General features: G+C 43.6%; 12 protein-coding genes. 2 read left to right on the forward strand and 10 right to left on the reverse strand.

From position 1 onward, the window contains the following. Positions 1-346: 346 nt before the first annotated feature. From M3221_RS18000 to M3221_RS18030, 7 genes are all read right to left on the reverse strand, one after another. The gene (locus tag M3221_RS18000; RefSeq protein ID WP_251273108.1) at positions 347-2,566 is read right to left on the reverse strand and encodes a glycoside hydrolase family 3 protein; all 2,220 of its coding nucleotides are present in this window, start codon (positions 2,564-2,566) and stop codon (positions 347-349) included. A 42-nt stretch (positions 2,567-2,608) separates the two neighbouring features. Further along, positions 2,609-5,485, reverse strand: coding sequence for an alpha-L-rhamnosidase (locus tag M3221_RS18005; protein ID WP_251273109.1), 2,877 nt, complete (start codon positions 5,483-5,485; stop codon positions 2,609-2,611). Between the two features lie 127 nt (positions 5,486-5,612). Then, complete coding sequence (locus tag M3221_RS18010) at positions 5,613-6,413, reverse strand: carbohydrate ABC transporter permease (protein WP_396120358.1); 801 nt, start codon at positions 6,411-6,413, stop codon at positions 5,613-5,615. 95 nt (positions 6,414-6,508) lie between these two features. After that, entirely contained in the window at positions 6,509-7,375 is an 867-nt protein-coding gene (locus M3221_RS18015) for a carbohydrate ABC transporter permease (RefSeq protein ID WP_251273110.1), read from the reverse strand. Between the two features lie 63 nt (positions 7,376-7,438). After that, positions 7,439-8,749 (reverse strand): ABC transporter substrate-binding protein, encoded by a 1,311-nt coding sequence (locus M3221_RS18020; RefSeq protein ID WP_251273111.1) that lies wholly within the window; start codon positions 8,747-8,749, stop codon positions 7,439-7,441. Positions 8,750-8,941: 192 nt separating this feature from the next. Then, positions 8,942-10,423: a response regulator transcription factor gene (locus tag M3221_RS26605; RefSeq protein ID WP_251273112.1), complete on the reverse strand. Its 1,482-nt coding sequence runs from the start codon at positions 10,421-10,423 to the stop codon at positions 8,942-8,944. A gap of 3 nt (positions 10,424-10,426) precedes the next feature. Next, positions 10,427-12,187: a cache domain-containing sensor histidine kinase gene (locus M3221_RS18030; RefSeq protein ID WP_251273113.1), complete on the reverse strand. Its 1,761-nt coding sequence runs from the start codon at positions 12,185-12,187 to the stop codon at positions 10,427-10,429. Positions 12,188-12,404: 217 nt separating this feature from the next. On the opposite strand from M3221_RS18030, the gene tnpB reads away from it, so the two are divergent. Continuing rightward, entirely contained in the window at positions 12,405-13,619 is a 1,215-nt protein-coding gene (gene tnpB / locus M3221_RS18035) for an IS200/IS605 family element RNA-guided endonuclease TnpB (RefSeq protein ID WP_251273114.1), read from the forward strand. Between the two features lie 554 nt (positions 13,620-14,173). On the opposite strand, the gene M3221_RS18040 is transcribed toward tnpB, so the two are convergent. Genes M3221_RS18040 through M3221_RS18050 form a run of 3 tightly spaced genes read right to left on the reverse strand, consistent with a single transcriptional unit; the run spans position 14,174 to position 17,110 of the window. Next, entirely contained in the window at positions 14,174-15,217 is a 1,044-nt protein-coding gene (locus tag M3221_RS18040) for a Gfo/Idh/MocA family protein (protein WP_251273115.1), read from the reverse strand. A gap of 19 nt (positions 15,218-15,236) precedes the next feature. Further along, entirely contained in the window at positions 15,237-16,325 is a 1,089-nt protein-coding gene (locus M3221_RS18045; RefSeq protein WP_251273116.1) for a Gfo/Idh/MocA family protein, read from the reverse strand. Positions 16,326-16,339: 14 nt separating this feature from the next. Beyond that, positions 16,340-17,110 carry a sugar phosphate isomerase/epimerase family protein gene (locus M3221_RS18050; protein ID WP_251273117.1) on the reverse strand — a complete coding sequence of 257 codons (771 nt, stop codon included), beginning with the start codon at positions 17,108-17,110 and terminating at the stop codon, positions 16,340-16,342. A 130-nt stretch (positions 17,111-17,240) separates the two neighbouring features. On the opposite strand from M3221_RS18050, the gene M3221_RS18055 reads away from it, so the two are divergent. Beyond that, positions 17,241-18,047: an AraC family transcriptional regulator gene (locus M3221_RS18055; RefSeq protein ID WP_251273118.1), complete on the forward strand. Its 807-nt coding sequence runs from the start codon at positions 17,241-17,243 to the stop codon at positions 18,045-18,047. The last annotated feature ends 1 nt before the right edge of the window (position 18,048 follow it).

Consider the following 18,048-nt stretch of genomic DNA (forward strand, 5'->3'; position numbering starts at 1 on the left):
ACTTTCCCAGTCTTAATTCTTCTAAAATACGTAAGCATTCTTTATCAAGTTTGTAGAAAACAAAGCAAGACAAGCTGTAAAAAGCAAAAATAGTCAGCACACAAACGCAAAACTAGGGGTATTCAGCGCGCCATCAATCTGCCCTTTTTGTCTGCCGATATAACCACTCGCTGACGAATGATCTAACAAAAGAGGCTAAAAAGGGCATGAGCAGTATGACATCTGTAAAGCTAATTTCTATTCTAAACACCTTCAGCTGTGTGCTCATTTTGATTCTGAAAGCCGCTTCAATAAAAAAGGAAGCAGCTCGAACACGTTAAAAGCAGAGTTCTTTTTTAATGATTTTTTAACGATTGTTTTTTCGGTATTTTATTGTCCGGCTGTCTGTCATAACACCTTCCCAATTAAGCCCAAAAGCAAAATCATACACATTATGCTCCGTATCAACATGGGGCTCCATATCATGAGCCACATCTTCGAGCTGTTCCTCAACGGTTTGCATATTAGCCGGCATTTGAAAAGGCAGCAGCCCGGACGGTTCGGCTTTTCCACTCAATATGTCTAAAACAGCCTGATCCTGTAAGCCAAAATGGATAAGAAGTCCATCTGCCTCTTCTTCAAATTCTGCAACAACAGCTGGATTAGATAAAAGCATTGATACAATCACTGGCTTTCCTTCCATCTGCTTTCTTGTTTCCAGCACTAAATCTAGATCACACTCATTGATCGTCTTTACCGTCTTTCCTTTGTAGGCACGATCACCAGCAATGCTTTTGTCTCTAGCGTATTCCGCTGTATACGGCCGATACTGCAGACTGATAGGCACAAATCCATTTCCGCCTTTTTCTGCATCGTCGTTACTGTATCCAATGCCGGAATCAGGCCCAGAGATGAAAACAAGCCCCACATCGGCTTCAGCCGGCTCATCCGCCACTTGGAAATACTTTTCTAAAAGCTTTCGATTTATCGGGTAATCTGTTCGTGCTGGAATCAAATTTCCAAACCAGTCTCGTTTAGCTGGATAGTGTTGTTTCGGCATATATACTTTCACTTGTCTACTGAGCGGAAGAAGTTGATTTTTATTTTTCAAAAGTACAATGGATTTTAATTGAGCCGCAAAGCCTTCACCCATGAAATCTGAATTTCCGACTGTTTTAACCGTCTCTTCCACATCTAAATAAGGATTTTCAAATAATCCGAGCCGAAACATATTCAGCAGCAGGCGAACAGCTGATTGCTCCATTCGTGCCCGCATGAATGATTCTCCATGCTCTTGAACACCCATATGATACGCTTCAAGAATAGGGTCGATATCAAAATTGCCGCCAAACTGGTCCACTCCGGCCATAAGAAGTTTATAATGCCGTTCCGCAACAGAAAGCTGTTCTACACCCCAGGGCTTTCCATTAATAAAGACATCCATTTTTCCTGAAAAATCCCGTGTAATACTCCAATCTGTGCATACAACCCCGTCGTATCGGTACGTTGTGCGAAGCAGGTCTTGAATTAAATAACGACTATAGGAATTGCCTACATTTTCACCGTTTACTGTGTCTTGATCAACTGAAATCGTATAATACGGCATAACGGCAGACGCTTCTCCCGTTTCACCGGCCAGTTTGAAGGCACCTTCTGTAAATGGAAGCAGGTGTTCTTCAAAATTGTTTCCTGGATAAACTGCATACTTGCCCGCACCATAGTGGGCATCTCTTCCCCCTTCTCCTGAGCCGCCGCCGGGCCAGTGCTTCACCATGGCATTTACGCTGTCATATCCCCAGCCGTGTGAAATTTCTCCTTCTCCGGACGAGGTTTGGAATCCATCAACATACGCGCGTGCTAGATCGCTAGACAGGTCAGAATCTTCGCCGAATGTGCCATTGAAGCGAAACCAGCGAGGGTCTGTAGCGAGATCAATCTGTGGTGAAAGAGCGGTTGTGATACCGAGTGCCCTGTATTCCTTGGAGGCAATTTCCCCAAATTTCTGAACCAAATCGGGATCAAAGGCAGCGGCCAAGCCGAGCGGTTCCGGCCACATCGAAATGTGGCCGCCTGCTCCTTCATTAAACTCTTTGCTGGAATCTGAAGAATGACGAGGGTCTGAGCTATTGTTTACAGGTATGCCAAGCCCAATCCCTTCGACAAACGCCTGCATCCCATTGCTCCACTTGGCAGCAGCCTCAGGGCTTTGAACCGATGTAACGAGCACATGCCTTACATGATCATTTGTTAAAAATTCAATTTGCTGATCGGATAGTTCCCATGGCTTGGCTCCGCTTTCTGTAAATGATTTGCCGCCAAATGTGCTTGTAAAAAAACCTCGGTCAGCAGCCGGGATCGACTGGTGCGGGCTGTACAGCATCAATCCGGCGATTTGTTCAATCGTCATTTTCGATGCTAAGTCTTTCGCTCGCTCTGCTGCCGGCAGACGCCAATCTTTGTAAGGCTCAAGCTTGCCGCTTTTATTTAAGTCCTTGAATTTCTTTCCATCTACCGTTATGATGCCAATGCGTGATGATTGTGAATATCCCAATACAGGACCATCTTCATTTTCAATATACTGAATCATTCGATCACCTTTCTACAGGAGGAAAATACGAACCCTTTCTGTTTAAACGCGGACAAGAACACGGCCCAATTGTTCATCAAGTGCTTTCACTTTTTCTTCCGTTACTAAATGCGAAACAAATGGGGATTCCTGCATTTCTTTTACGGTTTTTTTCAAAACCTGCTTTAAAATCATCGGATTTTCGTTAATTTCCGGCAAAACGCCCAGCAGTACTTCCTTTGTATCTTCATTTCCAAGCAAGTCCCGCACCGTATCGTTTGTACTGTACATAAGCAGGTACGTTTTTGTTGGCATATACGTGAAGATATAATGCCCGGTGCCAAGCGTGATTGCGACAGCTGTTCCCTCCTGCTTTCCTTCAGACAGCGGCTGACTGTTTAATTGCACGTTTTGCAGGTCTGCATCCGGCAGTATAATATCCGCTGTTGTATTGAATGGAATGGTAAAATCAAATGTCAAAGAGCCGTCCTTTTCAATTGTCCATTCGCTTTTAATGAGCCCGGATGCCGACTCGAAGGATGCCTTCGCATAAGACAGCCTGCCAAACGGCTGCGGCTTCAGTTCAAACCGCTTAAAGCCAGGCGAATATTCAACGGGTGTGATACCGCACATATAACGGTACATCCATTCGGCAATGGAACCATATGCGTAATGATTTAACGAGTTCATGCCGGTATCGCTGATACTGCCGTCTGAAAGCACAGAATTCCATCGTTCCCAGATCGTTGTTGCTCCCATCTTCACCGCATATAGCCAGCTTGGATAATCGTCATTCAATAGCAGCTCATACGCATATTCATTGGCACCGCTTTCCGATAGAACCGGGCAAAAATATGGAGTGCCGACAAATCCTGTTGTTAAATGCATGTCATCATCGCGCAGCTGCAGTTTCAAGTCTTCGATCAAACGCTGGCGGTACGATTCCGGAACCAGATCCATATACAGCGCAACAATTTTCGCCGTCTGCGTAGGAATAGCACATCGACCATTGGCCGTAAAATATTCCTTTTGAATGGCTTCTTTAATTTCATCAACTAACGCTGTGTACTCATCCGCCAACACTGTGTACCCAAGCACCCGGGCTGCTTTTACGACCAGCTGGGCAGAGTAGCAATAATAAGCGGATGCAATATAATAGCTGTCGGTGCCGCCTGTTAAAATAGATGGATCTTTCACGTCAAGTGACAGCCAGTCTCCAAAGTGGAAACCTGCTTTCCAAAGACGGCTGCCGCCCGATTCATCGTCCACCCGCTTAATATGATCCACCCAGTCTTTCATCGTATCAAACTGCTGGCGAAGCAGCTCCTTGTCACCATAATGCATGTAAAGGATCCAAGGAATAACCGTTGCCGCGTCTCCCCATGCAGCCGATCCGTTCATTGCAAACATATTTTGAGCGTCTTTCGGCTTAATTGTCGGCACAACGAATGGAACCGAGCCATTTAAGCGAATTTGCTCTTCACGCAGGTCTCGCATATATTTTTGATAGAAAGCGGGCGAATACATGTTATAGCAGGCTGTTGAAGCAAAGATTTGCGCATCTCCTGTCCAGCCCATTCTCTCGTCACGCTGCGGGCAGTCGGTCGGCACATCAAGAAAATTGCCTTTTTGCCCCCACATCGCATTTAAAAACAAGCGGTTCACATCTGGATTTGATGTTTCAATATGACCTGTTTTTTCTAATTCACTGTAAAGAACGCAGCCAGTAAAATCATCAATATTCACTTGTTCAAAGCCATCCACTTTCACATAACGGAAGCCAAAGTATGTGAAAAACGGCTGCACCTCCCGCTCGCTCCCATCCGATATATACGTATACTCTGCTTTCGCTGTCCGGAAGTTATCCCGGTAAAAATTCTCTTCCTGCAAAATTTCGCCGAACTGCAAGTGCAGCTTCGTTCCAGCTGGTGCATTGGTTTTAAAACGAATCCATCCGGTCATATTTTGTCCCATATCGAGCACTGTTTCACCGGCAGGCGTGTGGATGATCCCGATCGGCTTGATTTCTTCCATGATTTTCACCGGGGGGCTGAGACGGGCTGTCAGCTTATCTTTATCAAGACCCACGATTTGAACACCATGCCAATCATTTCCCACTGGGGCACAAGCCCAGTTTTCCACTTCTCTATTTGCATCGTATGCTTCTCCATCATACACACCGCTGAATGTTATAGGAGAAGGCGCGGACTGCCACGTTTCATCTGTTGTAATCCGCCGTTCTGAGCCATCAGCTAATGTCAAGATGATCTCGCCAATAAACGCCAGCTGATCACCGTAAATATTTTCGTATCCTCCCTCAAAGCCAAAGCGCCCTTTATACATCCCGTTTCCAAGCATAACGCCAATTGCATTCTCTCCCGGCGTTAAAAGATCTGTAATATCATACGTTTGGTACTGCAGCCAAAAATCGTACGCATGAAAGCCCGGCGCTAAATATTCATCGCCCGCTTTTTGACCGTTTATGAACAGCTCATACAAACCTACTCCACAAACATAAGCACGTGCCGAGATGATATTTTCTGGAAGACTAAACTCCTTTCTAAGAAGCGGATGAATGTCTTTGTCAAAATCTGCTGCAATCCAATTCCCCTGCCATGGCTCATCCATCTTTGCTGTTTCAAAAAAAACAGGATCACTTGTTGCTTGCCCGCCTGCATTTCCCCAGACTGTAACACGCCAGAAATAGCGGGTGCGCGGAGCAAGTTCAATATTCGGCATAAATGACAAGCTGTCAATAGCTTCTCGTTTACCGCTGTCAAACACAATTTCCTGAAATAGTTCGTCCTCTGCGATTTCCACTTGGGCCGCTGTCTGGTATTGGTCTGAACTGGACTCAGTGATCCATGAAAGCCGAACATTATTGAACTCGAAACCAAGCGGATTTTCAACATGATTGGTGCGAAGCTTTGAAATTTTCATCGTACTCCTCCAATTTCTTTTATTGTTTTAAAATTATTTCCGAGTTATGCAACAAAACGAGATACCACGTGAAAAATGCTTTTTTATTAATAGAAAGAAAGCACCTATTTAAACAGGTGCAGTCTTTTTATTTAACGGAACCGCTTGTCATTCCAGCTACAATTTGTTTATTAAAGAAAATAAACAAAATAAGCGGCGGAATCGAGATAATTAAAATATTCGTAAACAGCAAGTTCCATTGTGTGCTATATAAGCTCATAAAGTTGTAAAGTGTCAGTTGCAGAGTCGCATTTTCAGAACCCGGGAAGAAATAAAGCGGGTTGACAAAATCATTGTAAATACCAACAGCAGTAAGGACAATGACCGTTGCTGACACGGGCTTCAACAGCGGCAAAATAATTCTAAAAAACAATTGGAGCCGGCCGCACCCGTCAATCAATGCTGCTTCGTCGATCTGCTTCGGAATCGTCGCCATAAAGCTTCGGTACAAAATAACGGTAAATGGCAGATTCAGTGCTACTTCTACAAGCACAATACCTGGCATTGTCTTAAATAAACCGATGCCTTCCAACACCCAAATCGTCGGTACGACAGCCGGCGGAATAATAAGGCCTGCCAGCAGCAAAAAGTTGTAAAATGGTGAGAGCTTTGTGGTTTTCCGATGCAGTACGTATCCTGCCATTGCCCCAAACAAGATTAACAGGACAATAGAAAAGCCAGTAATGAGCGCACTGTTCATAAACGCCCGTACAATCATTCCATTTTCAGCTGCAAATACAGCTGCAATATTTTCTGTCAACTGAAACTCTGTCGGCCATGCCATATTAAGAAGAGATGCTTCAGGTGTAGTTTTAGCCGCATTGACAAAAACAAAATAAAGAGGGATACCGAACAGAATCATCGTTACCAATACAGCAACCACTTCCATGAAAACCTGCCGGATACCCTTTCGTTTTACTTTAAAACCTTTTTTCATTTTTAAAGACGGCTGGACCCTTGATGTACTTTCAACAGCTTTGCTCATTATAAGTCCACCTCTTTTCTGTTTAAATACGCATAAAGCGGGAATGCCAGCATGGAAACAAGCAGGAATAAAATAACGTTGCCAGCAGTCGACAGCCCGTAGAAGCCAGCTTGGTACTGCTTATAAATAATCGAAGCAATCAAGTCAGTCGTAAAACCAGGACCGCCCTTTGTCATAGACCATACTAAGTCAAAGGAGCGCAGGCCGCCGATAAACGCAAGAATGATAACCGTGTTCATGGCCGGACGGCTAAGCGGAAGAATAATACTCCAAAACTTATTCCACCCGTTACCGCCGTCAATCATGAGCGCTTCATAATAATCCTGCGGGATCGACATGATACCGGCGATAAAAATAACCGTTGCCATCCCAATACCTTTCCAAACATCCACTAACGCCACAGACAATAGTGCAATTTGCGTATCACCAAGCCAGTCTGGACCGGCAATGCCAACAATTGAAAGCGCCGCGTTAATCATTCCCTGTGTTGGATGCATCATCATTGAAAACGCGATACCGACCGCTATCGTACTGAGGAGTGTTGGAAAAAAGATCATCGAGCGAATAAATCCAACACTCCGGAGACGCTGGCTGAGAAAGACGCCAAGAAGCAGCCCCAGCACTACTTTTAGAACACAGGTAACGACCGCATAAATAACCGTGTTTTTAAAACCAATGTTTAGCGACGGCTCTGATAAAAATGTTTTAAAGTTTTCCAGTCCAATAAATTTCCAATCGGTTAAGGACCACCATGTCATGCTAAAGAAAAAAGATAGGATAGTTGGCAGCAGAAAAAAGATGAAATAGATGATGCCAGCCGGCAGCAGAAAATAATAGCTGTATGTTTTTGCAGTTAAACTGTTCATAAATACGTACTCCTTTCTTTTGAGAAGAGCCCTGCCAAAGAGCAGGGCTGTCTCATTTCTTTCTTACCAGCCTTCAAGGCCAAGCTGTTTTGCCTGTTTTTCAACATCGCTGTCATATGCTTTCGCACCTTCTTCAGCTGTTTTAATGCCACTGCCCACTTCTGTTGTGAGCTGTTCAAGGCTTGGACCTTTTACAGGGCTTAAGAATTCAAGTGCCGGTGTTACTTTTCCTTCATTGATGTAAGGAAGCATGTCTTTTACAACACCATATACGTCATCTGGAAGAGTTGTGTCTTTAATCGCAAGCGGACCTTCTGGTTTTTCAGCAGCAAGAAATGCCTCTACCCCTTCGGGTGAAACTAATGTTTCTACCCATTTTTTCGCTGCATCGACATTTTCACTGTTTTTGTTAATGTACACAGCCCCAGGCATCCAAACCGTAAAGCCATTTGTTTCTGCGCTGTCACCAGGCTGAGGGAATACACCAATGTCTTCCATTTGATCCGGATAATTTTGTGCGATCATCGGAATAGCAAGTGAAATCATTGGATAATGAACACCTGTCCCTTCTGCCAGCATTTTTACACCTGCATCAAGTGTTGTTGCCAAGTAATCTTCATTCATGTAGCCGCCTTCATGAATTTCCTGCAGTTTTTCAAAGCTGCGGAGCGCCGCTGGTGTTGTTGAAAATTTCGCTTTGTTGGCTGTAAAATCTTCAGCAAAAGTTGGTTCCTCAGTTATCACATTGTGATTGTCAGCCAGCACGGGAACCTGCGATGTCCATGTATCTTTGTATGAGCCAATTACAGCTGTTTTGCCCGCTGCTTTGATTTTTTCATTGTTTGCCATCAGCTCCTCCCATGTTTTTGGTACAGACAGGCCGAGCTCTTTGTATACTTTTTTGTTATAAAACCATCCGCCTACCCCCACTGTGGAGGCTGGTGCACCAAAAACTTTATCATTAACTGTAACCGTTTGTTTAAAATCATCTGTGACGTTTTCCATAAACGGCTCATTTGTTACATCCACAAAATTTTGTTCTGGATTAAGCGCTTGCAAAAGGGAGCCGGAATTATAGTAAACAAGATCGCTCATATCGCCTGTGGCAAGCCGCGTCTTAACAATATTATCGCCTTCTGTACCGCCAGGACGTGTTTCAAATTCCGTTTTAATACCGTGTTTTTCTTCCACAAGCTCCGCAATAGCTTCAACCGATGCACGGGAAGACTGGTTGTCAATGAGTAGCGTCAGAGTTGCACCATCCCCGCCTCCACTGCCGCCAGTGGCTTCTTCTGCGTCACTGCCACACCCTGCAAGCAGTCCTGCAAATAATGCCGCACTTGATAATGCTGTAAGAAACTTTTTCTTTTTCATTTTCCTGCCCCCTCGTTTCTGTTTTTCTTTGATAACCTAATTGTAAGTGCTTACAAAATTAAAAATAAGTGCTCATAATTTGTATTGATGTCCGATTTTTTTAGAAAACAAAAAAACAGGCTTCCTCAATGCCTGTTTATTCTGTCGATGACGCAAATCGATTTTAGGTGCGTTATAATACCGAAGAAAAAATTACTGACTTTCTTTATACTGGCCGGGACTCACTCCTGTTTGTTTTTTAAACAGCTCAGAGAAATGCCGGTAGCTGTGGTAACCAACTTGTTCGCTGACTTCGGCGACTTTTCCTCCCGCAAGGAGCAGCTCTTTTGCTTTTTCAATACGGATGTACGTTAGGTATTTGATATAGGACTTGCCAACTTTGTCTTTAAAGAGCAGGCTAAAATAGGTACTATTCATGCCGACATGATCGGCGACTTCCTGCAAGGTAATATCTTGATTAAACCGGCTTTCCATGTAGGCACATGCACGCTCTGCCGCCCCTTGTTTTTCGGTTGTGCGCACCCGCAAAATCCACTTCATAATCAAGTCCATTTGTACATACAGCCAGTCAAACAGCTGCTCTTTTGTCTGGATAGCTCGGATTTCCTGCTGCGGAAAGTAGCCTCCCTCTTTTATGGTATGTATATCTCCGCCTGTTTCTTTCGCGACTTCCTGTGCCAAATAGATAAGCTTCAGGACTTCACTTTCAAGTACATCCGGATTCAGCTTTTGTGTTTCCAGCTCTTCTCTAAAATGCTCTAACTCACCAAGCAGACCGCCTTCATCTACTGTGCGAATCTTAAAAATAATGCTTTTCTCAAGTTCTGACAGATAGCGCGGCAGCCGCGTATTTTCTCCGATGTCTTCAAACCGGATCCAGCCAGTCTCTTCCATAAATAAACCGTATTTTAAAGCATGCTGGGCATCACCGTAGCTTTGCGGAGCCTCGACAAGCGCCGTTACTGTCCGGCCAGAGCCGATAACTAATTTGTTTGGAAACGCAAGTAATCGCCGAATCAGCTCTTCAGAATGGAGCGTAAAATGAAACACGATACCTAGCCGCTCGTGCCCGTTGCGAACTGTGACAATTCGGTAATCATCCGGATCCGGCAGGAACATGTGATCACCTGACAAAGCAAGCACGGTCACAGCCTGTACTCGGCTTGCGTCATCGCCGAATGCTTCCCGCCACTTCTCAATGGCACCTTCATGCCCCAGCAGCAAATCCATTGTCGCTTTTTCCAGCCGCTCCTGCTGCGTGCCTTCCCATTCCGCCTCCAGCTGTTCAATACGCTTCTGTTCTTTAATTTTCTTGATTGTTTTCAATAGAACTTCTTCAATCATCGGTAGTGTAATTGGCTTTTCTAAATAGTCCACTACACCCAGCCTAATCGCTTTTTTCAAATAGTCCACTTCATTAAATCCGCTAAACACAATGCACGCAGTCTCAGGGGCTTCTTTCATGATTTCTTCAATGACCTGCAGACCTGTTAAGCCCGGCATACGAATATCGGTTAACACAATATCGGGCTTCATTTCTTCAAATAAGCGAAGCGCTTCTAAACCGTCTGAAGCTGTACCAGCCAGTTCAATTCCGTGTTTGTTCCAGTCAATCATCATGCGCAAACCTTGCAGCACAATATACTCATCATCAAATACAACGGCTTTTAACACGCGCTACTTCTCTCCTTTCTTTTCTGGAAATTGCAGTTCCACTTTTGTTCCTTTTCCCGGTTCGCTTGCAACTTTGAATGTACTTTCCGGTCCGTAAAACAGCAGAAGCCGCTCTTTTACATTGCTCATGCCAAACCCCTCATTCGCTTTTGAAACATCTTCCATGCCAACACCATCGTCTTCCACAGTAAATTTGAACAGGCCATCATTTTCCCATCCGGTTACGCGGATCGTACCCGGCCCAACTTTCTGTTCAAGACCATGATAAATGGCATTTTCTACAAGTGGCTGCAGGAGCAGCTTTAGCATCGGCCTATCCAGCATTGCAGGGTCTACGTCTTCTATGTACGTGAAACGGTCCTGATACCGTAAATTTTGGATGGTAATGTAATGGCGGATATGATCGAGTTCATCCTTCACAGAAATTTGTTCTTTTCCTTTGCTTAAACTGATCTTAAAGCTTTCTGACAGGGCGAGCGCCATTTTGGCGATATCCGGATTGTTGTTAATGGTCGCCATCCAGTACATGGAATCAAGCGTGTTATACAAAAAATGCGGCTTAATTTGCGCCTGCAGCACTTTCAACTCAGCTTCCCGTTCTTTTAGCTGAGCACGAACCAGCTCTTCACTCAATTCTTTGTTTTCCGTTGTGACCCGCTTGAATGTCTCACCGATTTCTGTAATTTCATCATTCTTTTTGTTTTCACTGCCTATCCCATGGCTGCTCCAATCCGATGTTAGTAATTTCAGTTGAAGAAAAGGCTGGGTCAGCCGGCCGGATGCAACAAATGATAAATACAAAGAGACCATAACCATTAAAATAGCAAGAAGTGCGGTCGCATTCCGGATGCCGCTCGACTGGCTGAACAGTTCGTCTTCATCGATGGTGTGCACAAATGTCCAGCCAGTCGTATCGTTTTGATAACTGCTGACAAGGTTTCCGTCTTCTTTCAAGCTGTCAATTGTTCCCTCAAGTGTACTTCGGTGACTAAGAGAAGACCTGCTGACAATGGGATCACTATACACACTTCGAACAATGGAACCTGAATCATCAAACACCATCGTTTTACTGTTACCGCTTTCATTTATAGCCCGCTCAAATAACGATTTTTTTACATTCACAACAAGCATGCCGAGATCTCTTTCTTCAAAAACCCCTTCCGCATCCCGAAGCAGTTTAACTGAAGAAAAGGTTTGTTCAGACTGGTTGCCGACTAGCACATTCCTGCTGAAAAAGGTAATGCCGCCTTCTGCTTTTAGTCCTTCCTGATACCATTTTTCACCTTCGATTTCTGGGAATGAGCCGCCGTTATCGAATAAACCGATGCTGTTAGAATTGCCGTAGCAGTATGGACGGTGATGAATATCAAATAAGCAGACCGAGTCGATATCTTGTGTATCAATAAAATAGCTGTAAATGATGTAATCAATCCGGTTAAGTGTCTCATTCGTCATCGTCGCACTGTCTATTTCATTGTTTGCCGCACTTTCTTTTAGCTCGCTTTGAAGATCTTGGTTCCATGACATAAGCCGTTCCAAATTAATAACATTTTGAAGCAGTAAATCTGCACTTTCACTCGATGTTTTTAATTGGTTCGCTGTTGCCTGCAGCTGGTTCTCAGCCAGTGTATTTTTGGCGATATTATAGGAAATGAAACCAAGTGCGGCAATCGGCAAAATCGAAATAATCAGCATGGTTACAAAATATTTTTGGCGAATCTTAACGGGGCGTACCCATTTCATCAAATTATCCCATTTATTCATTTTCATCCCCTTTCCCTATGTAAAACAAATAGACCACTTTTGGATACCGGTTGTCAATAGCACTTTTTCTTTTATCATTTTCAGCGAGAACACTCCCACTTCAAGCTTGCTAAGTGGGGGATGAATCGCTGCTCTTTCAGTCATTCTTTTTCCTTGAACGCACTATTGCTAAAATGGTATAATTAGGTATAGAACAAATGTTCAGGGGGTGGAGAAAATGATGAAAACCAAAACAGATGAAACAAAGAACCTTCATTTTAAAGCCTTTCGGTTTAAAATCCATCCAAGTGACGAGCAAAAACAACTGATTAACCAAACGATCGGCTGCTGCCGGTTTGTCTACAATTATATATTAAATGAAAACATCAAGAGTTTCGAAAAAACAAAAAAACGGTATACAGAAACAGCCGCTAAAAAGCTCCTCCCTGGGCTAAAAGAAACGTTCAAATGGTTGTCTGATTCTGACAGTATTGCTCTTCAGGCAAGCATCGAATATCAGTACGAAGGATTCAAAAAATATAAGGATCAGCCAAAAAAAGAATTAAAAAAACGAGCCGCGAAAAAATGTGCAGAAGGCTATACGCCAACGGCGTATGATTTCAAGGGGCATCCGACATTCAAAAGTAAGAAAAACCCAGTCCAGAGCTATACGACCAAAATGACAAACAACAATATTAAAATGATAGACAACCACATTCAGCTGCCGAAACTCGGCTGGATTCGTTTTTCCAAGTCCCGAAACATCGAAGGCGACATTAAGCGTGTCACCGTGCGCCGAAGCAATACCGGCCGGTATTCTATTTCGGTCATTTGCGAAATGCCTTATTCTCCGTACAAACCAAGCACCAACGACGCCGTTGGCATTGATTTGGGATTAAAAGAGTTTGCCGTGCTCTCCAACGGTGAATCCATTGCCAACCCGAAATACTATCAAAAATACGAAAAGCGATTAGCCTTTCTTCAGGGTGCGTTTGCACGTAAAAAAGAAGGTTCGAAATCGTGGAAAAAAAATAAAGCCCAGATTGCTAAACTGCACGAAAAAATCAAACACACAAGAGAAGATTTTCTTCACAAGCTGACGACCAGGCTCGTTCATGAAAACCAAGTGATCGCAGTGGAGAATTTGTCAGTGAAGAATCTCGTCCAAAACAAAAAACTAAGCAAGGGGATTCATGATGCGTCATGGTCGAGGTTCAACGAAATGCTCGCTTACAAAGCGAAGTGGTACGGACGGACGATCATAAAAGTCGATCCGTTCTTCCCATCAAGCCAGCTCTGCTCAAGGTGCGGGCATCAGCATAAGGATGTAAAAAATCTCGCTGTACGGGTGTGGGAGTGTCCATCCTGCGGCGTACGTCACGACCGGGACCTGAATGCGAGCCTGAATATTGAAAAAGAAGCCCTTCGGCTTCTTTCACTTCAGTCTAGTTAAGCTTGGTCATAAAACCGTTGGAATACGGGGTTAGCCTGATTACTGGGGGTCGAAGATCCCCTTGCCCAGGAATCCCCCACTTCAACCGTCAGGTAAGTGGGTGGTAGTTCAAGTGCGCTGTGTTTATAGGTTTTTTAAATAAGCAGGTTTTATATTCTTCTAATGGTTTTTGTTTTGCTCATTTTTTCACAATGCTACTTAAAAAAAAAACAGAAGAGACAAGGCGTCCTCTCCTGTTCCGATGTAAGAGCTGTTACTCAGGATTGCTTTCATCCCGCAAAACATTTACTGTTTTTTAAGTATCTTTTATTATTTTTTTATACTTTAAATTCTTTAACTGCTTCTTTAAATGATTTAATCATTGAGAAGGGATTTTCATGTTGTAGAAATGTTAAAAAACCATCCATCAATTTATACAACTAATAAAAAATCAAAAGAAACAGAGGATTTCTTTCGTTCCTCTGTCTTCGCAATTTTATGTTTCGATAGAACAGCTTCTTCATACTGGTTTACTTCATTTAGTTATTAAAAAACAAACAGTAAAACACCTAATTTCATCCGAGTGGCACTTCCTGTCTTAGTGAAACAATTTGCTTTGTTTCCTGTGATTCAAGTGCCGCTAAAATAATTTGCAGAGATTTTAAGCCTTCTTCGCCGTTGATAAGCGGTTCCTTGTTTTCTTGAATGCTTTCAACAAAATGATCAATTACATGCGAGTTTGTCTGCCCGCCTTCTTCATTTGTTTGGATTTTATCCAATTTATGATTCACTACATTACCGTTGCGGTATTCTTCAACGAGGGAATATTCCGGATCTGCTTCTAGACGGAGCACACCCTTTTCTCCATAAATAATTGTAGAATTGTCGCCGCCCGAAACGTAGGTCCAGCTTGCAGCAAGCGTGCCGATAATGCCGCTCTCTGTTCTGAGAATACAAACGGCATTGTCATCCACTTCCGTGTTTTGTTTTGCATTTGTTTCAATGAACGCACCTACTTCTGAAAACTCGCCAAGCAAATAACGCATTAAATCTGATTTGTGTACGCCAAGATCGCCCATTGCGCCGATAAACGCCTGCTCTTTATTAAAAAACCAGCTTCCAGCTTCATCTACACTCCAAGCTTCAGGCCCTGGATGGCCAAATGTTGTTTTAAAGCTGTAAATTTTCCCAAGCTTGCCGCTGTCGATGATCTCTTTTGCCGCCTGATGAGAAGACACGAAACGCTGGTTGTGGGCAATCATCAGCTTTTTATTGTTCACTTTTGCCGCTTCAATCATGGCTTCCGCTTCTTCTTTTGAAGTAGCCATCGGCTTTTCGCATAAAACATGCTTGCCTGCATTTAGCGCATCAATAGATACAGGCGCATGCAAATAGTTAGGCAGACATACACTGACAGCATCAATATCATCAAGAGCTATTACCTCTTTATAATCGGTGTAGGCTTTTGCATCATACGTTGCTGCCATTTCTTTTGCACGTTCTGCCACAATGTCGCATACCGCTGCAATCTCTACCTGATTGTTCGCTTTATATTCAGAAAGATGACGATATTTTGCAATACTCCCACATCCAATAACCGCTACCCTCAATTTGCTCATTCTCTTTTCCTCCCCCGTCTTATACTGCTGCATTTGGTTGTTTTATTAACGGCGGGCAATTGCAACTGCTCTCCATTATGTAATGCCTTCCCTGTTCGGATGACAGATGAATACCATGCATAATTTCAAGAACGTGCAGTGCCATCTCTCCATTTGCGCGTGGTTGTCTGCCTGCTTTAATCGCTTCCGCCATATCTGCAAGTCCGATTCCACGCAAGTTATCGAGAGCATCTCCTTCTGGTTTGATTTCTTTCCATTCTTTCCCATCATGTCTTTTCACTAAAATAGGCTGGTTGAAATGATTAGGATCCGGGAGGCTAATCGTGCCCTCTTCACCGTAAATTTCAATGAATGGCGTGCGTGCTGCAGATACATCAAAGCTTGTTGTAATAGTTGCCGTGGCCCCGTTTATAAAATCTAGAATGCCGGTAACATGAGTTGGAACCTGAACGGTAATTTTTTCTCCGTATTTTGCTTCACTTGTAATGGTACGCTCTGGAAACGTAATTCGAGCGGATCCAGTAATGCGGTTTACCGGACCCATCAGGCTGACAAGTGCCGTAAGATAATACGGACCCATATCAAACATCGGCCCGCCGCCTGCGTGGTAAAAAAATTCGGGATTCGGATGCCATGATTCAGGCCCTCGTGACATCATGAATGCGGTTGCACCAACTGGTTTTCCAATAACTCCATCTTTCATTAATTGGCCGGCAAGCTGAATGCTGCCGCCTAAAAAAGTGTCCGGTGCGGAACCGACTGTGACATTGTTTAAACGTGCAGCTTCCATAATCCTCTTTCCATCTTCCAATGAAACAGCAAGCGGCTTTTCTGAGTATACATGCTTCTTTTGTTCAATAGCTTCGAGTGCTACTGCTGCGTGAGCGTGCGGAACCGTTAAGTTCATAATCATATCAATGTCCGGTGAAGCGATCATTTCCTCGACACTGTATACAGATTCAACACCATATTTACGAGCTGCTTCTTCGGCTTTTGCCTTGTCTAAATCCGCACAAGCAATAATATTAAACTGCGGAAAGCGGCAACTATTTTCCAAATAAATGCCACTAATATTTCCACAGCCGATGACGCCAACATTTACTGCCATCTTTATCCCCCTTTTTAGTTGCCTGTAAGATGCGGCAGTTTCGTTTTTAAATAGTTAATGCTGATTTCAATACTTTCAAACGGAGACTTACGAGTCATATCTTGTTCTACTATCCACCACTCTACATTGGATTCTTCACCTGCTGCCAGGACCTCATCAAGATCCACACCGCCTGTGCCGAGCTCTGCAAAAAACTGCTCCTCATCTGTTGTCATATCTTTTAAATGAACGAGAGGTGTTCTTCCGTTATAACGACGAAGCCAGTCAATCGGCCGTTCCCCAGCTTTAGTCAGCCAATACACATCGAATTCCGCTTTTACATTTTTTGAGTCCGTATCATTAAAAATGGCTTCAAGTGCCGGCCGGCCATCTGATAAGCGGTCCAGTTCAAAATCGTGATTGTGATAGCAAAGCGTGATGCCTTCCTGGCGGCATGTTTCCCCGGCTTCGTTCAGCAAGGCAATAAGCGCTCTATAATCTTCCTCAGTTCGCTGCTCTGGAAGTAAATATGGGCAAACTACAAATTTACTGCCTAATGTTTTTTGATCTTCAATCACTTGTGCCAAATTTGTTTTCAATTCGTCCAGCGGTATATGGCTTGACGCGGCTTTTAGCCCCAGTTCATCCAGCAATGTACGGACTTCAGCAGCGGACAGCCCTCCATATCCTGCAAATTCAACACCATCGTAGCCAAGTTCTGCTACCTTTTTCAATGTGCCGGCAAAATCCTTCTCGCTTTCATCACGCAAAGTAAACATTTGAACTGCTATCGGAATCGCTTTCATTTTATTTCCCCTTTTCTTGTTATATGATTAATCTGACTACAGCATATAACGGACAATTAAAAATGAACATAAATGATATAATTAAAACATGTACAATTTTGCTATTATGTAAAAAAAGCGAGTGAATGATATGGATATACATGTATGCGGTTACTCTTATCACACACAGGGGTTTTATTCCCAGCACAAACCTGGATCTGCAAGTTATTTGTTTCGTTTGCAAACGGAAGGGTCGTGTGAAGCCAAAATCAATGGGGAGAAACTTCTGATCAAAAAAGGGGATCTTTTAATGGTTCATCCAGAAGATCACTACGAACTTTTTATTAAAGAAAAGGTTGGCAGCGGTGATTATTATCTCATTTGCAACGACGCTTGGCTTGATGAATGGTGGTCCCGATCAGCAAAGCGGACCATTTCACATATCGGGATTAATGAAACCCTCATTTCCTTGTGGCAGAACATCATCATTGAGGAACGCAGGCCCTCATCCAGTGACAACAAAATGATCACCAGCTATTTGCTGCGGGCGCTTTGTCTATCTCTCGAACGGGCCTCCACTGAAACGAGTCCTGCTTTTTCTCGTCCCTACTCAGTGACACGTATGATGCGGTATATTGAGGAGCATGCACTGACAACATTCAAAGCAGACGATGTAGCACAACATGCAGGACTCAGCCTATCACGATCTGTCCATCTCTTTAAAAGCTGTGTTGGAAAAACGATGGTTGAATATGCTCAAGAGATTCGTTTGTCCTCTGCCATTGACCGGATGATATACACGAATATGACACTTGAACATATTGCGATCGAATGTGGATTTGGTTCTTATTCCTACTTTTGCAAAGTATTTAAGAAAAAGTACGGAACCGCACCCGGAGCATACAGAAGGTTAAGATCAAACGTGGTCATTAACAATAATCAGACAGATTACTCCTGAA

It is taken from the genome of Domibacillus indicus (genome assembly GCF_023715895.1).
Classification (GTDB): domain Bacteria; phylum Bacillota; class Bacilli; order Bacillales; family Domibacillaceae; genus Domibacillus; species Domibacillus indicus_A.

Excerpts from the sequence above, each read along its gene's own strand:
- M3221_RS18000 (WP_251273108.1), bottom strand. The coding sequence starts at position 2,566 with ATGATTCAGTATATTGAAAATGAAGATGGTCCTGTATTGGGATATTCA.
- M3221_RS18005 (WP_251273109.1), bottom strand. The coding sequence starts at position 5,485 with ATGAAAATTTCAAAGCTTCGCACCAATCATGTTGAAAATCCGCTTGGT.
- M3221_RS18010 (WP_396120358.1), bottom strand. The coding sequence starts at position 6,413 with ATGGAAGTGGTTGCTGTATTGGTAACGATGATTCTGTTCGGTATCCCT.
- M3221_RS18015 (WP_251273110.1), bottom strand. The coding sequence starts at position 7,375 with ATGAACAGTTTAACTGCAAAAACATACAGCTATTATTTTCTGCTGCCG.
- M3221_RS18020 (WP_251273111.1), bottom strand. The coding sequence starts at position 8,749 with ATGAAAAAGAAAAAGTTTCTTACAGCATTATCAAGTGCGGCATTATTT.
- M3221_RS18030 (WP_251273113.1), bottom strand. The coding sequence starts at position 12,187 with ATGAATAAATGGGATAATTTGATGAAATGGGTACGCCCCGTTAAGATT.
- tnpB (WP_251273114.1), top strand. The coding sequence starts at position 12,405 with ATGATGAAAACCAAAACAGATGAAACAAAGAACCTTCATTTTAAAGCC.
- M3221_RS18040 (WP_251273115.1), bottom strand. The coding sequence starts at position 15,217 with ATGAGCAAATTGAGGGTAGCGGTTATTGGATGTGGGAGTATTGCAAAA.
- M3221_RS18045 (WP_251273116.1), bottom strand. The coding sequence starts at position 16,325 with ATGGCAGTAAATGTTGGCGTCATCGGCTGTGGAAATATTAGTGGCATT.
- M3221_RS18050 (WP_251273117.1), bottom strand. The coding sequence starts at position 17,110 with ATGAAAGCGATTCCGATAGCAGTTCAAATGTTTACTTTGCGTGATGAA.
- M3221_RS18055 (WP_251273118.1), top strand. The coding sequence starts at position 17,241 with ATGGATATACATGTATGCGGTTACTCTTATCACACACAGGGGTTTTAT.